Raw genomic sequence first — 24594 nt, 5'->3', positions numbered from 1 at the left:
TCGCCATAAAACAAAACTTTGAAGCAATTAACACATTACGATATCACAAACCATCAAAAGCAATTTCCCATTACAATTGTTTGTGATGCCATAAGAACTCCTGAAAATATAGGTATGTGTTTTCGTATTTCTGAAAGTTTTGGAGTTGAAAAGATCTATTTTCATGAAAAATCGCCAGCTGTATCTAATAGGGTTGTCAAGAAAACAGCCAGAACTACGATCCATCAAATTGCCTATGAAACCTATGTAGGTTTTACAGAAATCATCACTCAATTAAAACAGGACGGGCATACCATTATAGGGCTAGAAATTACCGATCAAAGCATCAATATTCAAGAGTTTGACTTCAAAAAGTATGAGAAAATAGTTTTGCTTTTGGGTAGTGAAAGAAGCGGGATTGAACAAATAGACCTAGTAGATCATACCGTTTCTATACCTATGTTTGGCATCAACTCTAGTATGAACGTCATACATAGTTTGGCTATATCCTTGTATGAAATCACCAATCAACTTTCATTAAGAGGTAAGTGAAAGTAAATTGCTGAGGCAGCTATTTTAAAGCCGTGCACTCATCTTAGATAACTTTTGAACTGTGTTAAGATCCCTGAATCATTTCCTAATTACGCATCATAAAAACGCCTGGATCATTAATTTGATCCAGGCGTTTGTATGAATGTCACTTTCTCAATACCCGTTAGACATGAGGCAAAAGCAGAAGTGAAAAAGCGGTTGGTTTGATGACTACAACCACTGACTCCAGGGTAATCTAGAAAGTACCACTAGAAATGCAAGGCTATAGAAAATAGCGAGCATTTTGAATTTGCCATTACTAACGATTTTCTTTTTGTGTTTGGAATAACCTATGGTAAGTAATGCGACTGCTATGATCATCATTAATGGGTGTTCAATTAACAGAAGTCGTATAGGTGAGTTGCTCATTTCAAACCCTTCCCAACGACCTAGATTTTCTGGCGTAAAGTATAAAGCAAGTCCTATTAATAATTGAATATGTGTCACGATAAGACCAACCAATGCAAGGCTGAAATCTTTATTGCCAAACTCTTTCTTCCCAAAATAACCACTTATAGCGTTGATCGCAGCTATTAATAGAACTAGTAAAAGGAGGTAAGCCCATCCAGAGTGAGCTGATTTTAAAATGCTGTACATAAGTAAAAATATTTAGTTCAAAAATACTTTAAAAACAAAGAACCCCACTCGTTTTGAGTAGGGTTCTTGAAATTATGTTGAAAGTAACTCTTAGTTAAAGATGTATCTAAGACCTACTTGCATTTGCCATCTTGAAGAACGAGTACCTGCGTCATCAATAATCTCAAGTCCTTCAGCAAAGTTAGGGTTGAAAGAGAATTCTGGATTAACTCCATTTCTTTCTACCTCTACAATACCTACATTAGAACTAATGAATCTTTGCTCTCCCCAATCTTTATTCAAGAAGTTGAAGAAGTTGAAGATGTCAAGAGAAAGTTGGAAGGTATGTTCTTTATCATTAAAGTTTAAACTAAAATCTTGAAGAACTTTTAAATCAACGATGTGATTCCATGGTCCGCGATCTCCGTTGCGTTCTGCATACTGACCACGACGCTCACTTAAGTAATCGTTGCTGTCTATGTAAGCATCAAGAGCTGCCCACTGATCTGCAGCAGAGATACCGTTGTTCTCTACTAAATTGATTTCACTTTGATCTCTTGGGATGTAGAACAATGCGTTATCGCTAGAGTCATCATTTAAAAGGTCACGTCCTTGATAGATATAGTTAATGGTACCCCCTTGTTGTCCATTGTAGAACATACCAAAAGTAGTTTTGATATTCTCGTTCCACTCGATTTCATAAGAAGCATTAGCAGAAACTCTGTGCCCAAAAGCAAATTGCGAGTTACCAATACCAGCAGTATTTTTACCGTTAACCGTAGCTACACCTCTCCATTGCGAGCTGTTTTGTGAAGATGTACCTTCAAAAACAGATTTTCCTTGTCCGTAAGAATAAGAAACCTGACCTCCAAAACCATTTTCAAAAGGCTTACTGATACTAAAAGTACCGTTGTAAGACCATCCTTCATTTGTATTAGTAGCTAATATAATTCTAGAGTAAGTGTCGTCTATTTCGGCACTGCGATTATAGAATGGACGTCCATCTGCATTGTTCAATGATTGCGTTGATGGTGCTAGGTTTAAGTTTTGGTAAAACACGTTGTTGATGGTTTCATTGTACAAGAAGTCTGCACTTACCACTAATCCCCAAATATCAGTTTTTTGATCAACACCGATGTTGTACTTCATTACTTGTGGTAACTTGAAGTCTGGAGCAAAGATGTCAATTTGACCTCCTACAGCACCACTACCTGGAGCAGGAGCACCGTTAAGAGGCTGGTTGCTTGGGTCAGCTACAAACGTCTGACTATCAAATGCATTAGCTTCACCAATACTTAGTCCATTGTTGTTATAGGCACCACCTGGCCATACTAAAGGAATTCTTGAAGTAAATATTCCTAATCCACCGCGTATTTGAGTCGTTCTATCACCCTTCACATCCCAGTTAAAACCAGCACGTGGAGAAATGTGTACTTGACTTTTAACTTTCTTACCAACTCGTGCACCTTCTAGGTCGTAACCTTCAGCCTCAATTAACCCAACGGTTCTGTTGTTGAAGTCGTCATTTGCTGCTCCATCTTCCCAGAAAGGAACATCAAAACGAACACCATAAGTTAATTTAAAATTATCTGCAATACTCCATTGATCTTGCGCATAAAGCCCTAATTGAGAATATTGGAAAGAGGCTGCTGCATTTTGAATATCATCCCCGGAGGTTCCAGCTGGATCAACTAAAGAATAAGAATGGAAATAGGAGTCTGCAAGAGCGTCATTCGTCGCGTCATTATCAAAGTACGTATTGAAGTCTGCAAGAGAGTTAAAGGTATATTGACCAAAGTTTTGTCTTACAAATACGTTTCTGATATCATAGTTTTCAAAGTTACCTCCGAAAGTCATGTTGTGAGCTCCTTTGGATACCTCAAAATTGTTGGTAACAGTAAAGATATTTTGCTCAAGAATGTTAGCTGTTGAAAACGCTTCTGAACCAAAAGTAATGCGACCATCACCATCATTAATTTGTACTCTTGGGAACGGGTTTCCTAGAGGATCACGATTGTCATTTACAGAAGTATAACTAACAATTAAATTGTTAGATAAATTTTTTCCGTTGGTGGTGTTCCATTCTAGAGTAGTAAAGTTAGTTTCTGATGGGAAAAAGATACCAGCATTAGCAAAGTTGATGTTTCTATTGCTGCTCTGACTAGGAGATATAGATTCTCCTTTTACATAATTGTGCTTTGCAGTGATGCTGTTTTTATCATCAATGTTATAGTCTAACTTGATCGTAAATTTCTCACTATTTAACTCTGTGATTGTGTTCTCATAGCCACCAGGATTGTATCCGAAGGTGTTGATAATGTTGTCTCTTAAAGTATTGATTTCAGCAATGCTGCTATCTCCATTGTAAAGACTAGAGTCAAATGGTCTAGGCTCTTCTTCTCTTTGCACTTCAGCATTTACAAAGAAGAACAATTTATCCTTGATGATAGGTCCTCCTACACGCACCCCATAAAGGTTTGCAGTAAAATCGTCTAATTTTTCACGGTTGTCTTCACTGATTCCTACTGGGGTCTTTCCAGCAAGATTTTGGTTGCGGGTATAGAAATAAGCACTTCCTTTTACTTCATTAGTACCAGAACGAGTAATTGCGTTAATCGCACCACCTGTAAATCCAGATTGTCTTACATCAAAAGGCGCAACGTTTACTTGAAACGATTCAATGGCATCAATGGAGATAGGGTTGACACCTATTTGACCACCATTAGTACCAGAACCAGCAAGACCAAAAACGTCATTGTTTACTGCACCGTCAATAAAGATAGAGTTGTAACGGTTGTTCTGACCAGCAATAGAGATCGCTCCATTTTCAGAAACCTGAGCTTGAGGAGTTTTTCTTAAGAAATCTCCTATCCCTCTAGTTACAGAAGGCATGGTATTGATGTCACGCAGCGAAACGTTTGTTTCTGTCCCTGTTTTACCAGAATCAAAAATTCCATCCCTTACCGCATTAACAACAACAGCGTCAAGAGCATTAGATTCATCTGTCATTGTTAAGCTGATCCTTTCAGACTGACCTAATTGAAGAAAGATGTTTTCTAATGTTTCTTCTTTCTTACCTACATAAGAAATAGTAATCGTGTAAGGTCCACCTACACGCATGTTTGGGATACGGTAATAACCTTCTATGTCAGTAGAAGTACCATAATTAGTTCCTGTAGGACCATGTACTGCTACAATGGTTACTCCTAGAAGAGGTTCTTGTGCTGTATCTATGGTCTCCATGATACGGCCGTTAATGCTTGAGGTAGTAACCTGCGCACTAACTGAGATGCAGCTTAAGAAAAGCCCGATTGCAAATAAAATGTGTAATTTTCTGTTCATTTCAGAATGAGTTTAGTTTGATGCAGCAAAAATACAAGTAAAATGAGTAAACCAATATTAAGCTATCATTAAGAAGTGAACGGCTTATTAACGTTAATTAACTGAAAAACAATAAACTAATTATTTATCTCAAAAAATTTTTGTAAAAGAGCCTTTGTACTGGCGTCGTGATTGTCAGATTTTGAGCTTTTAATGTCAGTAAGTATAGCATCGGCTAAGACCTTTCCTAATTCTACTCCCCATTGATCATAGCTATAGATGTTCCAGAGGACTCCTTCTACAAAAATTTTATGTTCATACATGGCTACTAGCTTACCTAAACTCCTTGGGGTAAGTTCATCTATTAATATCGTAGTTGTTGGTTTGTTTCCTTCAAAAACCTTAAAAGGAACTAGTTGGTCGATTTCGGTTTTTGATTTTCCTGAGGAGGCTAAATCTTTTGCCGCTTCTTGACTAGTTTTTCCATTCATCAAAGCTTCTGTTTGTGCAAAGAAATTTGCCATAAGCTTGTTTTGATGGTCTGGGTGGTTGTATTTAGTTTTCGCGAAAGCGATAAATTGAGCAGGAATTAATTTGGTTCCTTGATGAATCAATTGAAAAAAGGCATGTTGTGCGTTGGTACCTGGCTCTCCCCAAACGATGTTCCCAGTTTCATAATTCACTCGATTTCCATTGCGGTCTACACTTTTCCCATTACTTTCCATTATGGCTTGTTGCAAATAAGCGGGAAGTCGATGAAGGTATTGGGTGTAGGGTATTACAGCTTCACTTTGCGCTTGAAAAAAGTTGTTGTACCATATGGTAAGCAATGCTAAAACGACAGGAATATTTTTTTCAAAAGAAGTGTCCCTGAAATGTGTATCCATATCATGAGCACCATTCAGTAAATCTTGAAAATTTTTAGAACCTATTCCCAAGGCAACAGACATACCTACCGTGCTCCATAACGAAAAACGTCCACCTACCCAGTCAAACATTGGAAAGATATTTTCTTTATCAATTCCAAAATCTATAGCGCGTTGTACATTGCTGCTTACTGCAATAAAGTGCTTTGCTACCGCTGAGTCACCTACTTTATCGGTAAACCAATTTCTTATGGTTGTTGAGTTAGTAAGTGTTTCTTGTGTTCCAAAAGACTTAGAAACAATTACGAAGAGTGTTGTTTCTGGTTGAATCTTTTTTAAGGTTTCTTCTATATGATCTCCTTCTATATTAGAGACAAAATGAAGAGTGAGCTCATTTTTATAAGCTTGCATGGCCTCATAGATCATCTCAGGTCCTAAATCACTACCGCCTATTCCTATATTGACTACGGTGTCAAATTTTTTTCCTGTTGCCGTAGTGATGGTTCCGTTATTTACGGCGTCAACAAAAGCAAACATTTTGTTTTTACTAGCGAGAGCAGCAGTGACTTTTTCTTCTACCTCGGCGTTGCTCTCTGTGGTGCGCAATGCGGTATGTAATACCGCACGATTTTCAGTCGCATTTATTTGTTCACCATTAAAATAAGATGCTATAGCTTCAGTTAAATGACACTCGTTAGCGAGGGATACTAATTTTTGCTTTGTCTCTTTAAGAATCAAATTTTTTGAAAGGTCTACATAAAAGTCTCCTTCTTGTATAGTGAGCTCTTTTGCACGCTCTGGGTTGTTTTGAAAAGCTTCTCTTAAGTTGAAGTTCTTTATGGTCTGGTAATGATCTTCAAGTGCTTTCCATGCCGCAGTAGAAGTAGGGTTGATGTTTTTCATGATGTAATGGATTCTAAAAGGTCTTGGGGGATAATCAAGTTGGTGCTTAGGAAAAAATTTAAATAATAGGATCTTCTTCTTTAAAAGGAACTTGATCTATTTCTACTTTTAATGGAGCTATAAACTGCAAGTATTCCTTCATTTTTGATTGAGGTAAGGGTGCTGCGCTAGGTAAATTTTGTTTGTAGGGGTCGACCTGTTTCCCATTAACCCAAAATCGATAACAAACATGTGGGCCAGTAGCAAGTCCTGTACTCCCTACGGTACCTATAACTTGACCCTGTTTTACACGCTGTCCTACTTTTACCTTGCGCTTGGTCATGTGCAAGTATTGAGTAGAGTAGGTGGCGTTGTGTTTTATTTTTACATAATTACCGTTGCCACCAGTGTAGCCGGACTTGGTCACTATCCCATTTGCGGTAGCCACTATCGGAGTTCCATAACCTGCGGCGTAATCGGTTCCTTGGTGTGCTTTCCATCTTTTCTGTACTGGGTGAAATCTTCTTTTGGTAAATCGAGAAGAGATTCTGGAATAGTTCACAGGAGCTTTTAGGAAAAAACTTCGTAGTGTTTTGCCTTTTTCGTCATAATAATCGCTCATTTGAGTTACCGTATCGGTGACATAATCAAAGGCGTAAAATGGGGTTTGATCAGTTTCAAAAACAGCCGCTTCTATAGATTCGATTCCTGCATAAATAGAGTCATTGATATAGCGCTCGTTGTAAATCATCTTAAAGCGATCGCCTTTTTGAAGTTTAAAGAAATCTATAGACCATCTATAAATGTCAGAAAGTTCATAAATAGCACTGATGCTTAGGCCTTCTTCTTGCATTGCTTCCGATAGTGTAGCGTTGATGATGCCGCTTGCTGTTTTTCTTTTAAAGGAAATAGGATGTTGGTCTTTGTAAGCTGCTAGCGTATCATTAAAATTAACTACTACATAATCCATTCTACTCAACTCGTAAATGAAGGCTTCAGGAGTGCGAAGGCTGTCTCTTCTTTTTAGAATCTTAAATGGTTTCCCGGCTTGTATTTTGCGTAAGTCATAAATTTCATTGAGTTTGTTTGCTATTTGAAAAGCACTTTGACCTTTGACTATATGATTGATAATTAAATCATTGAAGGTCGCTCCGTTTTTAACAGTGTCTGCAACGATTTCATATTCATTGAGGTCAAAGCCGTACTTCATGATAGGACCTCCTATCTCATTAGAAGTCGCTACCTCTTTTTGTTGAGACGTGTCGGTATTATTTTTACAAGCCTTAATGCTCAATGCCAATGCGATGGCGCCGGCGATGAAATACTTATGGATCATTTATTTTGTATTTAATGCGTGATCTACCCATTGTTTTCCCCAATTTTCGTGCTCCTCTTGTGTCCATAGCGATGGAAAGAAGGAGATTTTTTGAAAGCTAGGTGGTAGAAATTCTTTCCAGTTGGTCCCTCCAGTTGCCTGCACTGCTGTTCCTTCTTTACGCAAATACCTGTGTGCTGCTCCCATATGCATGAGCAGCCAGTTGATGTTTGCATTTTGATCTAATCGACGCAAGGCATCTTGGAGTTCTTGCGTCTGCTCTTCTTTTGGTAATGATAGATAACGCTGATTTAAATTAGTGTGTTCTACTTCTTTTGCAATTCTTAGAAATCTAGGGGTATACCGCTTTTCAAACTGCCTTAGTGTGAGGGTTTTTTCTCCAGTATGCATATCGATACCACCCTTTTTCCAATAGATGTTTTCAAATAATTCTTTTTGGGTGTGGTCTATTTCGCTTTCGCGAAAGCGGGACCTAACAGAGGGATGAACTAAATGAACCAAATCACTACTATACAACTCTATCATTCTAAACTGAGCGCTTTGAAATCCACTGGCAGGAAGTAAAGACATTCTGAATTTAAGAAATTGCTCGCGTTCCATACCTTGGATCATTACTTCAAAGGAATTGATCAAGACGCTGTAATACCTGTTGATACGTCTTATCTTTTCTTCAAAAAACGCAGCGGTAAGCAAGGTGCTTTCTATAATCTGTAGTTGTTCATGAATGATTAACTTAAAATACAATTCTGTAATTTGATGATAGCTTATAAATATCATCTCGTCAGGAAACGCTGTAGACGGCACTTGAAGACTTAGCAAGGTGTCTAATCTTATATAATCCCAGTACGTGGTATACGTGTCGTAGAGCAATCCATCTAAATAGGAAAGCATGTCTTGACCAGAGTTTTTAAACTTATCCTCTAACAACTTAATGCGCTGGGCAATCTCTGGGCTGATTTCTTCGGACATGTGGTTCATTTAAGTAGACTCGCAAAAGTAATGAACCTTGTGGTTTCTATCAATTCTTAGAGCCGTTGTCTTAACTATATTTAACTTAAACACAATTTGAACTTATTTTTGGGATTACCAAGGTTTTAAGAGTGTTATTTGCTAGCTAAAATTTGGAAAGAATGTTTAAGTCCTTTAAATGATTCAAGGTCAGCGGTTAGGGATCCAACGGCAAGCTTTGCTTTAATTTTTAAGGGGATTTTATTAGCATCTTTAGAGATCCATACGGTGAGGCTTTCTTCTTCTTTAAAAACACGACCAGACTGCACGTAAGGCCGAAACTTTAACGAAGTGACTTCACCAAATTTTGTTTTTATAATTTCTTCCCCAAGATATTTCAATTTAAATTCAAAATTTTCTTTGTCAAAAAACATCGGCAAAGTGAATTCATCTCCTAATCGCAGCGTTTCAATGGTTACCATATTTCTCAAATGATAAAATGCGCTTACCATATCTTGGGTATAAGGCTCGATGTTAACCAGGGTTTGTTGTTTATTCTTTTTATCGTTTACTAAAGCAGTACCGGCTTCATGATCAAAGTCGATTTGTATATCTTTGGTATGACCACCTTCGTCTATTTCACGGATAAAACGATAGGGTTTTACCGTTTCTCGATCTATATAAGTCTCATATGTATCATCTACTTTAAAGAATAGGTGAAGTAACCCAGTAGATTTTCCTTTTCCTTTAATGTGGTAAACTGGTTTTCCCTTAAGTCTTGCATTATTTACCTTGAGCTCTGCGTAGCTAGCATTAAATACACCATAGTGAATTCTGAATTTAAACCACTCCCCATTTTCAAAGGCCATTTGCTTTGAGGCACTTGTTGTAACAGTGCCAGGAGTAAAAGCAGTAGTCGTTACAAAAACGGCCACCATTAAAAAAACAATCTTTTTCATATTCATAAGAATTGATCGTGAATTAGTACCACCACCCTCTACTGCAAAGTCTATTCCAAAATGGGAATTAATTGATTATCGTTTTATTATAAAGTACCTCTTAACGCTTGTTCTCTTTCAATAGCTTCAAACAGTGCTTTAAAGTTTCCCACTCCAAAAGATTGGGCTCCTTTGCGCTGTATTACTTCTATAAACATCGTTGGTCGATCGACAACAGTCTTAGTAAATAGTTGTAATAAATAACCTTCTTCATCTCGGTCTATAAGAATACCGTGTTTTTTTAGTACTTCTACATCTTCGTCTATTTCTCCTACACGTTCTATAAGATCGTCATAATATTCTTCAGGGACGTATAGAAACTCTACACCTCGGTCTCTCATTGCGCTTACAGTAGCTACAATATCATCAGTAGCAACGGCAATATGTTGTACACCTGGACCATTGTAAAAGTCTAGGTATTCTTCAATTTGGGATTTCTTTTTTCCTTTGGCAGGCTCATTGATTGGAAACTTCACTCTACCGTTTCCATTGCTCATTACTTTACTCATTAAGGCAGTGTATTCGGTTGCAATATCATCATCGGCAAAGGAAATGATTTGTGCAAACCCCATAACTTCTCCATAAAATTTACACCAGGTATTCATTTCATCCCATCCTACATTTCCTACCATATGGTCTATAAATTTAAGGCCTACAGGTTCCGGGTTATAATGAGATTCCCATTTTTTAAATCCAGGAAGGAAAATTCCATTATAGTTGTTGCGTTCAATAAACAGGTGAACGGTCTCTCCATAGGTGTAAATCCCTGATTTTACCACTTCACCATGATCGTCTTGATATACGGTAGGCTCTAGGTAAGGCTTAGCACCTCTTTTAATAGTTTCTTCAAATGCTTTTCGAGCGTCTTCTACCCATAGGGCGACTACTTTTACTCCATCACCGTGAAGGTTGATGTGATCGTTGAGTTCTCCATTTTTTTGTAGAGGAGTGGTGAGAACGAGTCTTATCTTACCTTGTCTCAATACATAAGAAACGCGATCTTTAAGTCCTGTCTCTAGACCCGCATACGCTTCTGATTGAAAGCCAAAAGCAGTTTTATAAAAATGAGCACTTTGTTTGGCATTACCTACATAGAGTTCTACATGATCAGTTCCTAGAAGGGGAAGGAAATCTTCGGCTTCTTTAAAAAGTTTCTTAAGGGAATACTCCGTATTTTGTAGGTCTTTTAGGTTTTTTATATCTGCTGGCATAATGTATTTTTTTAATGTAATAAATAAAGGAATCTAGTAGGAGTAAGAGACATCTTTGCTACCACATGGCTCTTAAGTGGGGGGTTATATCCATCCTGTTAACTATCATAATTGCTATCTTTTTGAGAAGTTCCTTTAAGTAGTACCTCTACTATTGGTATAGTTGAATCGGTTATTGTTTTAAATGAGTCTATTTCGTCATCCTACTTCCATTTCTCTTCGGTGCTATACTCTTTTGTTTCTTTAGACTTTTTTTCATAACCCCAAGTGACATTTTCGTAATCACATTGCCATTGCTTATCTCCAATTTTAAGTCAATTTTCCATTTGGATCACTAAACGAGTTAACCCCTTGGTATTGCCACGGGAAAAAAGTAGACTGCTGCGATGGATAAGAATATTTTGGTTTGTTCTTTTTCACTGTTATTTTTTGCTGCAGTTAAATTAATCCAGCCAACTTTTATGATAATTTTCATCGGCAATTTTTAATCCTTCTTTAGTAACCATTAAAGGTTTAAAAGTATCTACCATAACAGCAAGTTCTTCTGTCTTTGTTTTTCCGATACTTTTTTCGACAGTTCCTGGGTGAGGTCCATGGGGAATACCAGCAGGATGCAAGCTGATGTGTCCCGCCTCAATGTCATTGCGACTCATAAAATCACCATCTACATAATAAAGCACTTCATCGCTATCTATATTGCTATGATTATAAGGTGCAGGAATGCTATTGGGATGGTAATCGTATAATCGAGGTACAAAACTACAAACCACAAAAGCGTCTGTTTCAAAGGTTTGATGTACAGGTGGCGGCTGATGAATGCGTCCAGTTATAGGTTCAAAATCATGAATAGAAAAAGCGTATGGGAAATTGTAACCGTCGTAGCCTACAACATCAAAAGGGTGTGATGCATAGACAATATCAAATATATCATCTTGTTTTTTCACTTTAATTAAAAATTCACCTTTTTCGTCATGTGTTTCTAGAGTTTCAGGCCTTCTCAAGTCTCGTTCACAAAAAGGCGCATGTTCTAACAATTGACCAAACCAATTTCTGTAGCGTTTGGGAGTGTATATGGGGCGTCTACTCTCCACAATAAAGAGTCTATTGTCAGTAGTGTCAAAATCAATTTTATAAATAATACCTCTAGGGATCAACAAGTAATCTCCGTATTTAAATTCTAAATTCCCTAAATGAGTACGCAAGGTTCCTGTTCCTTTATGAACAAAAAGCAATTCGTCGGCATCGCTGTTTTTATAGAAATAATCCTTAGTAGATTCTTTTGGCGCAGCAAGAATAATAGCCACGTCACTATTCATCAAAACGGTTTTACGACTTTCTAGATAGTCGGCTTCAGGTTGTATTTGAAAGCCTTTTAGTCGGTAAGATTTAAGGTGGTTTTTCAGTGCTATTACTGGTTTGACACTGTATTGGTTTTTAATTTCTTTCACCATAGTAGGACGGTACATATGATAAGAATTTGTGGACGTCCCTTCAAAACCTATGGTTCCAAAAAGTTGTTCTGAATAAAGAGAACCATCGGGTTTTCTAAATTGCGTGTGTCTTTTGGGTGGTATTTTACCCAGTTTATGGTAAAAAGGCATAGCTAGAAATTAAATCTCTCAAATTTCGGAAATTCTTTAGACCATTCCATGATTAAATGGTATTATTTATTTTTAAATAATCAGCAAGCTTTTATTTGTTGTTCAATCCCTTATCAAATTGCTTTTTCCCCAGCTAGCGAGCTATTGGCACTTATGTTAAAAAAACAAAGATAGCTTTGATTAAAATTTAAAACCTAAATTAACAAAGATCTGTCCGTTTTTCTGTTGGGGAGAGAAGCTATATTTGAATTCTAATGGACCTAAAAAGGTTTCTAAACCATATCCTATGGCATAACCAGTGTACCTCGCATTGTCAAACAAGTTGTTCTGTTCAAATAAATTGTCTTGTGCGTTTGCATAATTAGCACTGAACACAATATGGTTTTTTTTAAACACTTCATAATCGGCTTCAAAAAGCACCTTAATTATGGACCCACCACTAATACTTATAAAATCATATCCGTAAAATGGAATGAGATTATTGATCCTGCGAGAGCCATATCCTCCTAAATAAAAATCCATGGCAGAGTTGTCGGTGTCCCCTATAGTAATTCCTATATGTGCAGCTCCCCGAACTGTGAAATTTCCAAAACGCTGTGCATGCCCTACTTCGATTTGCGCCATAGAGAATTCCTTAAACCGCTCTCCAAATTCTGTATTGAAAGCGTATAGATGGAAATCACCTTCTACCTTCCAGCCAGAAGAAGGAAATAGAGCGTTATCATAGGAGTCGACTAATACTTTACCATAAAAACTTCCCATACTCCCGTTAGAAAAATCGGTAGTATCGTTAGTGGGGTCATCGGTGATCAAAGTTTCTGTAAAAACATGAAGTGACTTTACTTCAAGGCCTACAACAAAATTTATCGATTTGTTAATTCTCGTTTGTAAAAATGCTTGTTGTGTCCAGTCGCTATATTGTAACCTAAGACTATTCACACTTAGGGATGATATGTTGATAACATTTTCTACAAATACGGCGCTGACATCTTGTTCAAATCTTACAAATTCACTGTGCAACCCTATAGACCAGTAACGACCATTATCTATATAATAGTCCAAACTATACCTGAGATTATCCCCTATAATAGCATCAGCAGATATAATATCATTATCAAAAAGCACATTTTTTCGAGTTAGATTGATAAGGGCTCCACTGCGCAACAGTTCATCATAATGAAGACCCAGACGCAAATAATTACGCACATCGCTTTCCACTACATCTATATCTAATACATGGCCGCCATTTTGGTCTGTGATGATTTCATAATTAATTTTAGCAAAATTATCAGTTGCCTGTAAATTATTGATTCCAATATTTAAGTCTGTATAAGCCACCATTCCAGGTGTTTTCACCTTAAATCTACCTGCAATAAAAGCTCTGCTATAATTCTTGTTTCCCTTTATATTGATCGTGTTGAGATAAATACTATCGGCCATTTGGACGAACAGTTCTGGTTTGGAATACGGATCAAAGGCGAGTCTTTGAAGTTGGTCGGCATGTGTTCTAGCCGCCTCTTCCCCTTTTTGAATAACCTCCCTTCCTTGATCAAAAGAGATTACTGTGTATGCTGCTATATCAGGAACTATATAAATATCTGTCTGTGGAGCTTTGTCCTTCATATCGTTGATCGTACGGAAATTATTGATCTGTGAAAGTATATCGAGAGCACTGCGCAATTCTTCTAGCGACTTTAAATCGTCTTGTACATCAACACCTATAATAATGTCCATGCCGCGCTCTTTCAATTTACTGATGGGATAATTATCGGTAACTCCTCCGTCTATTAACAATTGGTCATTTATAGTTACAGGGGCAAAAAGAGAAGGTAAGGCACCACTTGCGTTTACAGCTTTTGGTAAATAACCTCTTTCTAAGACTACTTCTTCACCAGTAGTGATGTCGGTTGCAATACATAAAAATGGAATGGGTAGGTTGCTAAAATCATCTGTGTCTTTTACGTGAGAAAGCAATTTTGAAAGTAAGTCATAGATGTTTTGACCTTTACTTAAAGAAGAGGGGAACAGTACTTTAAAGTTTTTAAAAGGCAAACTTACCGCATAGCGTTCATTGCTTTTGCGTTCATAATAAGATTTTGAGCTACGCGGGATATCATCAGAAATAATCTTGTCAAAATCAATAATATTAAAAATAGAATCGATTTGTCTCCCTGTATATCCAGAGGCATAAAGAGAGCCTACGATTGCCCCCATGCTGGTTCCCGCCACGTAATCCACCTTTACTCCAAGGGAATCAATAATCTTTAAAGTTCCAATATGGGCTAGACCTTTTGCCCCGCCACCAGATAGTACTAGTCCGATTTTTGGTCTGGGAGTAGGATGGTCATTTTGCGCTTGTAGATGATTCGCTTTCGCGAAAGCGATAACGATTAAAAACAAAAGGAAGTTACTTTTTTTCATCTTTATAAAAATCTATAATCTTTTGAGCCTTAGAGGCTCCCACTACTTCAGCAAGTTCTGTTTTTGAGGCTGTTTTAACGCGTTTAACGCTTCTAAAGTGCTTGAGTAAATCTACCACTGTTTTTTCTCCCACTCCTGAAATCTTGTCTAGTTCGGTTTCAATGGCTTGTTTGCTGCGTTTATTTCTGTGATGTGTGATTCCAAAACGGTGCGCTTCATTACGCATTTGCTGTATGACTTTTAAGGTTTCAGAGCGTTTATCCAGGTATAAAGGTACAGGATCGTTGGGATAAAAAAGCTCTTCCAGTCTTTTTGCAATACCAATGATGGGTATTTTTCCTCTTAAACCTAGTCGTTCTAAGGCTGTAACTCCACTAGAAAGTTGTCCTTTTCCTCCATCAACAATAATCAGTTGAGGTAAGGGCTGGTCTTCTTCTAGCAACCTGCGGTACCTTCGGTAAACCACCTCTTCCATACTAGCAAAATCATCTGGTCCTTCAACTGTTTTTATATTGAAATTCCGGTATTCTTTTTTACTGGGTTTACCATTTTTAAAGACTACACATGCCGCAACAGGGTTAGTTCCTTGAATATTTGAATTGTCAAAACACTCTAGATGTCTAGGTTCTTCATCCAGATGCAAGTCGGCTTTCATCTGCACCATGAGCCTGTTGGTATGACGATCTGGATCTACAATTTTAATAGTTTTGAACTGTTCTTGTCTAAAGAATTTGGCGTTGCGTTCTGACAAATCGATTACTCGTTTTTTGTCTCCTAGTTTCGGAACGGTTACTTTGAGGTTTTCTCCAAGCTCTACCTCAAACTGCGTGTAAACCTCTGTGGATTGAGAGTCAAATCTAGTACGCAATTCTATAATGGCTAGTTCTAGTAATTGTTGATCATCTTCATCCAGTTGTTTTTTAAGTTCCATGGTATGGGAGCGTGTGATTGCTCCATAGTTGATTTGAAGATAATTCACATAACCAGCGGCCTCGTCGCTTACAATGGTAAAGACATCTACGTTTGAAATATTAGGATTGACTACGGTAGATTTGGCTTGGTATCTCGTAAGAATTTCTAACTTTTCTTTTAACTGCTGAGCTTCTTCAAACTCCATGTTGACCGCATGGACTTGCATCAATTCTGTAAAATAAGAAACAGCTACTTTAAAGTCCCCCTTTACAATTCCTCTTATCGCTTCTATACTTCGGTTGTATGCTACTTCATGTTGCAGCCCTGTGCAAGGCCCTTTACAATTACCTATATGGTATTCCAGGCATAATTTAAACTTTCCCTCATTAATTTTGTCTTGTTGTAAATCGTAATTACAAGTGCGTATGGGGTAGAGTGTTTTTACTAATTCTAGCAACGTTCTTACGGTTCTAACACTGGTATAAGGTCCGAAATATTCACTACCATCTTTGATCATTTTACGGGTTAGAAAAACTCGGGGGAATCGTTCTTTTTTAATCACTAACCAAGGGTATGTTTTATCATCTCTTAGCATGATATTGTATCGCGGGTTGCGACTTTTAATCAAGCTGTTTTCTAATAGCAGCGCGTCAGTTTCTGTATCGACTACTATATGTTCAATACGGTGGATATTTTTAACCATCGTTTTGATGCGGAAACTGTCGTGGCTTTTTGTAAAGTAAGAGGAAACTCGTTTTTTCAGCTTTTTCGCTTTTCCTACATAAAGCAACTTGTCTTTTTTGTCAAAATACAAATAGACTCCTGGCAACAACGGCAAGGTTTTGATTTGAACCTCTAAAGGTGGTAATTCCATAGCTCAGTAAAGATAGGGATTATGGTGATTTGGCATCCTTTTTTTTATAATTTTATAGAAACATATCTTTTTCAAAGTTCAATAACTCATTTAGCGATAACCCATAACAACACTAAAATACACATCTCTTTGATCTTCAAAAGTTTAATTTGAAGGGGGTAAACTAGCTATTTTGATGTGGTTATCTTAAATTGCAGGTTCATTCAGTCACGAACTCATTAATGAAAGTGTATCCTTTGAAATTCGAGCCTGTTTTTCACTATCGTATTTGGGGTGGAGAAAAGCTCAAAACAGATTTTAATAAAAATTACGATCAAGAATCCATAGGAGAGTCTTGGGAAATAAGCGCAGTGCCTGGAAGTGAAACTCTAGTAAAGCAAGGATTGTATAAAGGAAAAACAATCAATGAACTTATAGCCTTATATCAATCTGATTTTCTAGGAGAAGAAGTTTTTCATCAGTATGGTGGGGAATTCCCCTTACTGATCAAATTTATAGATGCCAAAAAACCACTTTCTATTCAAGTACACCCTAGTGATGAACTTGCTAGAGAACGTCATAATTCTTTTGGTAAAAACGAGATGTGGTACATCATGCCATCTTATGAAGATGCTGTGATCACCGTAGGTTTTAAAAAACAACTCGATCAACATTCTTATCAAGAATATCTAAAGAACAATACCATTACTGAGGTTTTAAATGAGTTTCCAGTAAAAGAGGGAGACGCTTTTTATATTCCTACAGGAAGAGTTCATGCCATAGGCGCAGGAGTGGTACTTGCTGAAATACAGCAATCTTCTGATGTTACTTACCGCATTTACGATTACGACCGCAAAGATCTAAAAACAGGGAAAACCAGAGAGCTTCATACTGAAATGGCTTTGGAAGCCATTGATTTTGAACTTCACGATACCTACCATACCGAATACACTAGAAAAAAGAACCAAGCTAATGAGTTGATCAATTCTCCTTATTTTAAAACTAATTTTTTAAATATAACAGGAGAACACGAGCGGGACCTTACTCAAATCAATTCTTTTATGATATATATGTGTGTAAAAGGAAGTGCCTTATTGATTTATGAAAAGGAGTCTTACTCGATTAATAAAGGAGAATGTATTTTATTGCCAGTGGGAATAGACAAGGTATTGTTTCAAGCTGCTTCAATACAGCTTATTGAGATTTATTTGTAAAAAACCAAACCTTATGGCTAGCTTTAAAGAACTTACAAACAGCGATACACCCGTATTAATAGACTTTTTTGCCACTTGGTGTGGCCCTTGTCAAACCATGATGCCCGTTCTAGAACAACTAAAACAGGACTTAGGAGATCAGGTGCGTATTCTTAAAATCGACGTGGATAAAAACAAAGCGCTGGCTGCAAAATTCTCTATTAGAGGCGTGCCTGCATTCCTGATTTTTAAAAACGGTAAACAAGTCTGGAAAGGCGCTGGTGTGCAACCTCTTCATGAGTTGAAAGCTCAGATTGAGAAAGCTTAAAAGCTTTGTGTTCTTTGTGGGCAGAGGCTTTTAAGTGCTCCTTAATTAACAGTATCTTTAAAATATAGTTTTGAATTTACATAACAATTGAACACATGAAAACAATACTCAACATTACTTTTTGGATCATAGTTTTACTCCATTCTTTAGAATCAAAAGCACAAGAATTTGTAGGTTCTTGGACGGGAGGAATTCAAGGAATGCCACTGGTGTTTGATATTTCAACTACAGATGATGTGTATAAGGCAAAAATGCAAAGCCCTTCGCAATCTAAAACCTTTTTACCTATGGATACGGCAGTTGTAGAAGGAAGTAAAATCACCCTAGTACTTAATGCTTATCAAATAAAATACGAAGGCGAACTAAAAGGAGGTAAAATCATAGGGACCTTTAATCAAGGTGGTTTTTCTGCAGAGATGAATCTAGAGAAGAAGGCCTATGTAGAAGTACAACCCAACAGACCTCAAGAACCTAAAGCCCCTTTTCCTTATAAAACAGAAGATGTCTTTTTTACCAATCCAAAGGCAAACAACATCAAATTAGCAGGAACCTTAACACTGCCTTCAGAAGCGAAGAATCCGCCGGTAGCGATTTTGATTTCTGGCTCTGGACCTCAAGACAGAAATGAAGAGTTATTAGGTCACCAACCTTTTTTAGTACTTGCAGATTATTTAACCAGAAATGGAATAGCCGTGTTGAGGTATGATGATCGTGGTGTCGCGCAATCTGAAGGAATACACCAAGATGCCACTAGTGCCGATTTTGCTACTGACGTAGAAGCGGCGGTGAATTACCTTAAGAATCGTAAGGATATCAATAAAAAACAAATAGGTCTTATAGGGCATAGTGAAGGGGGTTTGATTGCCCCCATAGTAATTGCAACCAATAAAAAAGACGTGGCTTTCTTTGTTTCTTTGGCAGGACCAGGTTTGCGAGGTGATCAAGTACTCTTACCACAAATGAGAAAAGGAGCCGAGCTTCAAAGCGCACCAGAAAAAGAGCTGAATTTTGAAATGAACTTAATGGATCAACTATTCCAAAAGATTTTAGCTTCTAAAAACGCTACCAACCAAGCTCTTCAACAAGAACTTAAAATAATGATGACGGCTGCAGCAACTAAAGCACCTGATGCATTAGAGTCTAAATATTCTGAACAATATATCACAGAGGTAAGCAAGCAATTTTCTGGCAACTGGATGCGCTTCTTTTTAACTTATGATCCCGCTATTAACTTGGAACAAGTAACCTGCCCAGTGCTGGCGATCAATGGCTCGTTAGATTATCAAGTGATTCCTGAAATCAATTTAGCTGGTATGAAATCCGCTTTCGCGAAAGCGAAAAATAAAGACGTCACCTTAACCACACTACCAGGCCTCAACCATTTATTTCAAAATGCAACAACTGGTAGTGGCGTAGAATACGATCAGATAGAAGAGACCTTTGATCCAGAGACCTTGCAGCTCATAACAAGCTGGATTAACAAACGGTTCAAGTAGGTAGCCACTAAGGTCAAAATATCCTTTACGGGAATAGCAGTTCATTTTAAGACAGATGGTGTCATTTTTATTCATCAATAGAGACTTAACTAAAAACAGAATAATGTCGAATTATTTATTTCTACTCATATGTTCAATACCGCTTTATACTATGTCACAAACTACTGAAAAATCTATCGCTTTAAACGTGCTTGGCACTGCATTAGAATCTTGCTGCAATGACCCTATGACGGGTTATTGGAGAGATGGTTTTTGTCGCACGGCAACTGAAGATCAAGGGACTCATGTAGTTTGTGCAGTCATGACGGAAGAATTTCTAGAGTATACCAAATCAAAAGGAAACGATCTTACTCGTGCTATTCCTGCATACCAGTTCCCTGGTTTAAAGGCAGGAGATAAATGGTGCTTGTGTATTTTAAGATGGTTAGAAGCTGAAAAAGCTGGTGTTGCTCCTAAGATTTCACTTGCCTCAACTGATGACAAGGCACTAGAGTATACGACTTTAGAAATGTTGAAGAAATACAGACTAGATGAGTAGAGGATATGTCAGAGAAGGAGATCAAGAAGAACCGGTAGTCATACCTCAAAGAGCAGTGTTGCCTGATCAAGTGATCAATTAGGTCACTCCTAGCGGTATAATCCTGTTAAGAAAAGAACTAGATGCATTAGAAAAAAATGTTGCTGGAATCGCGGTAGAAGATGAGAAGGAAAGAAGGCGCGAACAAACTTTAGTTCTTGGAAGGATAAAATTACTTAACGAGCGAATAAAATCGGCCCGTCCCATTCTTTTAGAAGAGCAACCTCAAGATGAAATACGTTTTGGCGCCACTGTAACAGTTAACAATTTAAAACTAAAAACGCATCAGGTGTTTACCATTACAGGAGTAGACGAACCAAATGTCGCTCAGGGAAAAATAGCTTTTACCACGCCTATCGCTCGAGCAATTATAGGGGCAAAAGTAGGAGGGACCGTTGATTTTAAATTAGGAGGCGAGAACAGGACGCTTTACACAGAAGACATAACATACGGGACGGCCATTTAAGTAATTGGAAAAAGTGCTCTAGATCGCTTTATCATTTTAAAATAGCAAATGATGCGCAATCGATGCGGGGCTAAAGCGGTATAATGATTATCTATTCCTTTTATTTAGAATGGTTTTTAATTACGAGCTTTGAGTAGTACCTTTGTAATGTTATTTGTATTACTTAAAATACGTTTGAAATGACTCATAGAATAATACTCTAAAATTCAAAATGAAAATAGAAAAGAAAGACGTTTTTAAAGCATTGGAAACCATTTCGGTTCCAGGTGAAGGTAAAAACATGGTAGAAAGCGGTGCAATTAAAAATGTACTTGTTTTTGGAGATGAGGTCGTAGTCGATGTAACCATCAATAACCACAGTCTGCAAGCAAAGAAAAAAACAGAGGTTTCTATTCTACAGGCGATTCATAAAGAAGTGTATGCAAAAGCACAGATTAAGGTTAACCTTAAAGTAGAGGCTCCAGAAACGGCCGATAAGAAACCAGAGATCAAAGGAAAAGCCATTCCAGGTATTGATAATATTATTGCAGTAGCATCTGGTAAAGGTGGCGTAGGTAAGTCTACGGTTACTGCAAATATTGCAGTAACTCTTGCAAAAATGGGTTTTAAAGTAGGTCTTCTAGACGCGGATATTTACGGTCCTAGTGCCACTATAATGTTTGACATTGTAAATGAAAAACCACTTTCTGTAAACGTCGACGGTAAATCAAAAATGAAGCCGGTCGAAAGTTACGGAGTAAAAGTGCTTTCTATAGGTTTCTTTACACAACCAGATCAGGCGGTCGTATGGCGTGGGCCTATGGCATCAAAAGCATTGAATCAAATGATTTTTGATGCGGCTTGGGGAGACCTTGACTTTTTAGTTGTTGACTTACCTCCAGGAACAGGAGACATTCATTTAAGTATTATGCAGTCCTTACCCTTAACAGGTGCAGTAGTAGTTTCTACACCTCAAACAGTTGCACTAGCTGATGCTCGTAAAGGAGTCGCGATGTTTCAACAAGAAAGCATTAATGTGCCTGTTTTAGGAATTATTGAGAACATGGCTTATTTCTCACCGCCAGAATTACCAGAAAACAGGTACCATATTTTTGGTAAAGACGGAGCAAGAAATCTCGCTGAAGATTTAGACATTCCGTTTTTAGGCGAATTGCCATTGATACAATCTATAAGAGAAGCAGGAGATGTAGGGCGACCAGCAGCCATGCAAGAGGGGACAGACATAGAAAAAGCATTTATCGAAATCACTAAAAAAGTAGTTTCAGAAACGGTGCGTAGAAATGACGCCTTGCCACCTACACAGGCAATTAAAATTACTACTATGGCAGGTTGTAGCGCCGTAACTAAAAAACAATGATGACAGGAGAAGAGTTGACAGCCGCTGTAGAAGCAGGTTTAGAGGAAATCAGACCTTTTTTACAAAGAGATCAAGGAGGTATAGAATTGGTTTCTATAGATCAAGATAAGTTTGTAAAAGTTCGTTTATTAGGTACCTGTGTGGGGTGTCATGTCAATCAAATGACCCTTAAATCTGGTGTGGAACTCACGATCAAAAAACACGCTCCACAAATTGAGACGGTGATAGATATTTCTGGGCAAACCTTAGAAGAAGATAACAGAGATCAATTAAAACTGTAATAGTTTTATTGAGCAGCTAAAAAAAACCGATTCTTAAGAATCGGTTTTTTTGTTGGGGTTTAAGCCAATTCTAATGCTGGCGACTGGATCTGCTCTAAAATACCGTCAAATAATGTAATTCTTGATTCAAGAGCTTCTTTAGAAACTTGAGCTGCTTCTTGCCATTTTATAGGGTCATCTCCACAGAGCATGGCTACCATTTTATGTGCCATAGGTCCGTGTTCATCGCCGTCTAATTCAATATGCCTGTCAAAATAGTAGGTAATCGGTTCCAGATCAGTTGCTATTTGTGTTGTAGCTAATCCGCTAAGAATTTCTGTAAACATTTCAGGAATCAAGTCTTCTCTACCATAAGTAAAGGCGGCTGCAATCTCGTGATCTTTCCCTCTTTGGATGATGCTAAACGTGGATGTTAAGAACTGTTTAATATGGGAAGCTAATGCAGAGCTGTCTATCTCATCAAGAATATGATCGGACTGAGATAATTTTGTAATGTTATCTTGAGCCTTTTCTGTAGCAACTCCAGCAGCATTCATTGCGTTGAGGTACATTTCATAATGGCTCATTCTGTTGCCATGTTGGTCCTGATCGGTTTCTTCAGCGAGCACTATTTCATTGATGAGGTATCTTAGGTCTGGATTTCCTTTAGGCACCCATGGAGTAGAAGTACAGGTAAGTGAATTTTGTAAGGCCTTTAATAGCGACATAAAGTCCCATACCGCATAAATATGAGAAGACATAAATGTGCGTAGGTCTTCATCAGTTTTTATTTCTGTATAGAGTTGATGATGTAATAATCGGTTACGCACGTCGCTAATTTCACTAGATATGATGTTTTCTTTCATGACTACTTATTAAGGTACAAAAATAAACACCGCAGCAATAGCATTGCTACTTACAAGATGGAATTAATAAAGTATTAACTTCATTTGGTATCCTTACAGCTGTTTCATTGTCAAATAAACGGGGTGTATTTCTTTTCCATTTATTAGAGCGCCTGCCCCGTTATTATATCGTTTGGTTAGTCCTAGCAAGAGCAGAATAAATAAAACAGCACGTACTAGCTGCTTCACAAAGAGTGGAGTTCTAAAAAAATCCTTTTAATTGCTTAAAAGGATTTGATGGGATGTGTACATAAGGTGATGCTTACTTAAAGGCATTCTCACCAGTGATATCTAGTCCGGTGATAAGTAGGTGTATATCATGAGTGCCTTCATAAGTGATCACACTTTCTAAGTTCATCATGTGACGCATGATGCTGTATTCTCCTGTAATTCCCATACCACCTAAAATTTGTCGGGCTTCACGAGCAATTTTGATGGCCATATCTACATTATTTCGTTTTGCCATAGAAATTTGTGCTGAAGTAGCGCGATCTTCATTTTTAAGTTGTCCCAAACGCAATGCGAGCAATTGTGCTTTGGTGATTTCGGTAATCATTTCGGCAAGTTTCTTTTGTTGCAATTGGAATGCAGCAATAGGCTTACCAAACTGAATGCGCTGCTTAGCATATCTCAAGGCGGTATCATAACAATCCATTGCCGCTCCTATGGCTCCCCAAGCTATTCCAAAACGCGCCGAATCCAAACATCCTAATGGTGCTCCTAATCCAGATTTGTTAGGTAAAATATTGCTTTTAGGTACTTTGACATCTTGAAAGATCAGCTCTCCAGTGGCACTAGCCCTTAAAGACCATTTGTTGTGTGTTTCTGGAGTTGAAAACCCTTCCATACCACGTTCCACAATAATTCCATGTATGCGTCCCTCTTCATTTTTTGCCCATACGACAGCAACGTCACAAAAAGGACTATTAGAAATCCAAAGTTTTGCTCCATTAAGAATGACATGCGCTCCATCTCCAGCCTCTTTATAATTTGTAGTCATACCTCCAGGGTTAGAACCGTGATCGGGCTCTGTAAGACCAAAGGATCCCATGAACTCACCGCTAGCAAGTTTGGGAAGAAATTTTTGACGTTGTTCTTCACTACCGTATTTCCATATCGGATACATCACTAGAGAAGATTGTACAGATGCTGTGGATCGCACACCACTATCACCGCGCTCGATCTCTTGCATGATCAATCCGTAAGAAATTTGATCCAGTCCAGCACCGCCGTATTCCTCAGGAATATACGGGCCGAAAGCTCCAATAGAAGCCAAGCCTGGAATAATGCTTTTAGGGAATTTTGCGTCTTGCGCTGCTTGCTCTATAATTGGGGATACGTCGCGTTTTACCCATGCACGGGCAGCATCGCGAATCATTTTATGTTCTTCAGTTAAAAGGTCGTCCAGGTTATAATAATCTGGTGCTTCAAATAAATCTGGTTTCATTCTTTAGATGTTAAATACAAAACTAAAAATATAAAATTTAAAGCTTTTGTTATTAAAGTGTTTTGGTCGT

At 37.8% G+C, this 24594-nt stretch carries 20 protein-coding genes; 8 read left to right on the top strand and 12 right to left on the bottom strand.

Annotation, left to right across the window (positions count from 1 at the left end; all coding sequences use genetic code 11):
* The first annotated feature begins 18 nt into the window (after positions 1-18).
* Positions 19-531: a TrmH family RNA methyltransferase gene (locus KG732_RS02595; RefSeq protein ID WP_213520821.1), complete on the top strand. Its 513-nt coding sequence runs from the start codon at positions 19-21 to the stop codon at positions 529-531.
* A 210-nt stretch (positions 532-741) separates the two neighbouring features.
* On the opposite strand, the gene KG732_RS02590 is transcribed toward KG732_RS02595, so the two are convergent.
* The 10 genes from KG732_RS02590 to uvrC all read right to left on the bottom strand — a co-directional run bounded on the left by KG732_RS02590 (position 742) and on the right by uvrC (position 16516).
* Positions 742-1167, bottom strand: a complete 426-nt coding sequence (locus KG732_RS02590) for a hypothetical protein (protein WP_213520820.1) — start codon at positions 1165-1167, stop codon at positions 742-744.
* A gap of 90 nt (positions 1168-1257) precedes the next feature.
* The gene (locus KG732_RS02585; RefSeq protein WP_213520819.1) at positions 1258-4488 is read right to left on the bottom strand and encodes a carboxypeptidase regulatory-like domain-containing protein; all 3231 of its coding nucleotides are present in this window, start codon (positions 4486-4488) and stop codon (positions 1258-1260) included.
* 116 nt (positions 4489-4604) lie between these two features.
* Positions 4605-6236, bottom strand: coding sequence for a glucose-6-phosphate isomerase (gene pgi / locus KG732_RS02580; RefSeq protein ID WP_213520818.1), 1632 nt, complete (start codon positions 6234-6236; stop codon positions 4605-4607).
* 58 nt (positions 6237-6294) lie between these two features.
* The gene (locus KG732_RS02575; RefSeq protein ID WP_213520817.1) at positions 6295-7551 is read right to left on the bottom strand and encodes a peptidoglycan DD-metalloendopeptidase family protein; all 1257 of its coding nucleotides are present in this window, start codon (positions 7549-7551) and stop codon (positions 6295-6297) included.
* Positions 7552-8520, bottom strand: coding sequence for a tryptophan 2,3-dioxygenase family protein (locus KG732_RS02570; protein ID WP_213520816.1), 969 nt, complete (start codon positions 8518-8520; stop codon positions 7552-7554).
* A gap of 134 nt (positions 8521-8654) precedes the next feature.
* On the bottom strand, positions 8655-9458 hold the full coding sequence (locus KG732_RS02565; RefSeq protein ID WP_292890027.1) for a DUF3108 domain-containing protein: 804 nt from the start codon (positions 9456-9458) through the stop codon (positions 8655-8657).
* A gap of 86 nt (positions 9459-9544) precedes the next feature.
* A complete protein-coding gene (hppD, locus tag KG732_RS02560; RefSeq protein WP_213520815.1) occupies positions 9545-10708 on the bottom strand; it encodes a 4-hydroxyphenylpyruvate dioxygenase in 1164 nt (387 codons plus the stop codon).
* 443 nt (positions 10709-11151) lie between these two features.
* Positions 11152-12309, bottom strand: coding sequence for a homogentisate 1,2-dioxygenase (locus KG732_RS02555; RefSeq protein WP_213520814.1), 1158 nt, complete (start codon positions 12307-12309; stop codon positions 11152-11154).
* Between the two features lie 180 nt (positions 12310-12489).
* Positions 12490-14730: a patatin-like phospholipase family protein gene (locus tag KG732_RS02550; RefSeq protein WP_213520813.1), complete on the bottom strand. Its 2241-nt coding sequence runs from the start codon at positions 14728-14730 to the stop codon at positions 12490-12492.
* Positions 14717-16516 (bottom strand): excinuclease ABC subunit UvrC, encoded by a 1800-nt coding sequence (uvrC, locus tag KG732_RS02545; RefSeq protein ID WP_213520812.1) that lies wholly within the window; start codon positions 16514-16516, stop codon positions 14717-14719. Before uvrC ends, KG732_RS02550 begins: the two co-directional genes overlap by 14 nt.
* Before the next feature lie 227 nt (positions 16517-16743).
* Here uvrC and KG732_RS02540 point away from each other — a divergent pair, with 227 nt between their 5' ends.
* The 7 genes from KG732_RS02540 (at position 16744) to KG732_RS02510 (ending at position 22193) form a co-directional block, all read left to right on the top strand.
* A complete protein-coding gene (locus KG732_RS02540; protein ID WP_367271480.1) occupies positions 16744-17709 on the top strand; it encodes a type I phosphomannose isomerase catalytic subunit in 966 nt (321 codons plus the stop codon).
* Positions 17710-17722: 13 nt separating this feature from the next.
* Positions 17723-18016 carry a thioredoxin gene (gene trxA / locus KG732_RS02535; RefSeq protein WP_213520810.1) on the top strand — a complete coding sequence of 98 codons (294 nt, stop codon included), beginning with the start codon at positions 17723-17725 and terminating at the stop codon, positions 18014-18016.
* Positions 18017-18111: 95 nt separating this feature from the next.
* On the top strand, positions 18112-19512 hold the full coding sequence (locus tag KG732_RS02530) for an alpha/beta fold hydrolase (RefSeq protein ID WP_213520809.1): 1401 nt from the start codon (positions 18112-18114) through the stop codon (positions 19510-19512).
* 151 nt (positions 19513-19663) lie between these two features.
* On the top strand, positions 19664-20050 hold the full coding sequence (locus KG732_RS02525; protein ID WP_213520808.1) for a DUF2237 domain-containing protein: 387 nt from the start codon (positions 19664-19666) through the stop codon (positions 20048-20050).
* Positions 20051-20147: 97 nt separating this feature from the next.
* Positions 20148-20555, top strand: a complete 408-nt coding sequence (locus KG732_RS02520; protein WP_366508897.1) for a GreA/GreB family elongation factor — start codon at positions 20148-20150, stop codon at positions 20553-20555.
* Positions 20556-20766: 211 nt separating this feature from the next.
* Positions 20767-21912 (top strand): Mrp/NBP35 family ATP-binding protein, encoded by a 1146-nt coding sequence (locus KG732_RS02515; RefSeq protein WP_213520807.1) that lies wholly within the window; start codon positions 20767-20769, stop codon positions 21910-21912.
* The gene (locus tag KG732_RS02510; protein WP_213521224.1) at positions 21912-22193 is read left to right on the top strand and encodes a NifU family protein; all 282 of its coding nucleotides are present in this window, start codon (positions 21912-21914) and stop codon (positions 22191-22193) included. Before KG732_RS02515 ends, KG732_RS02510 begins: the two co-directional genes overlap by 1 nt.
* Before the next feature lie 59 nt (positions 22194-22252).
* Here the strand turns inward: KG732_RS02510 and KG732_RS02505 are convergent, their stop codons facing one another.
* Both KG732_RS02505 and KG732_RS02500 read right to left on the bottom strand, forming a co-directional pair.
* The gene (locus KG732_RS02505) at positions 22253-23038 is read right to left on the bottom strand and encodes a DUF3050 domain-containing protein (RefSeq protein WP_213520806.1); all 786 of its coding nucleotides are present in this window, start codon (positions 23036-23038) and stop codon (positions 22253-22255) included.
* 301 nt (positions 23039-23339) lie between these two features.
* Positions 23340-24524, bottom strand: a complete 1185-nt coding sequence (locus KG732_RS02500) for an acyl-CoA dehydrogenase family protein (RefSeq protein ID WP_213520805.1) — start codon at positions 24522-24524, stop codon at positions 23340-23342.
* Between the last annotated feature and the right edge of the window lie 70 nt (positions 24525-24594).

The organism is Nonlabens sp. (genome assembly GCF_018401815.1).
Taxonomy (GTDB): Bacteria; Bacteroidota; Bacteroidia; order Flavobacteriales; family Flavobacteriaceae; genus Nonlabens.
Note: the sequence above shows the minus strand (reverse complement) of the source record. Positions and strands in the feature narration are given on the sequence as shown.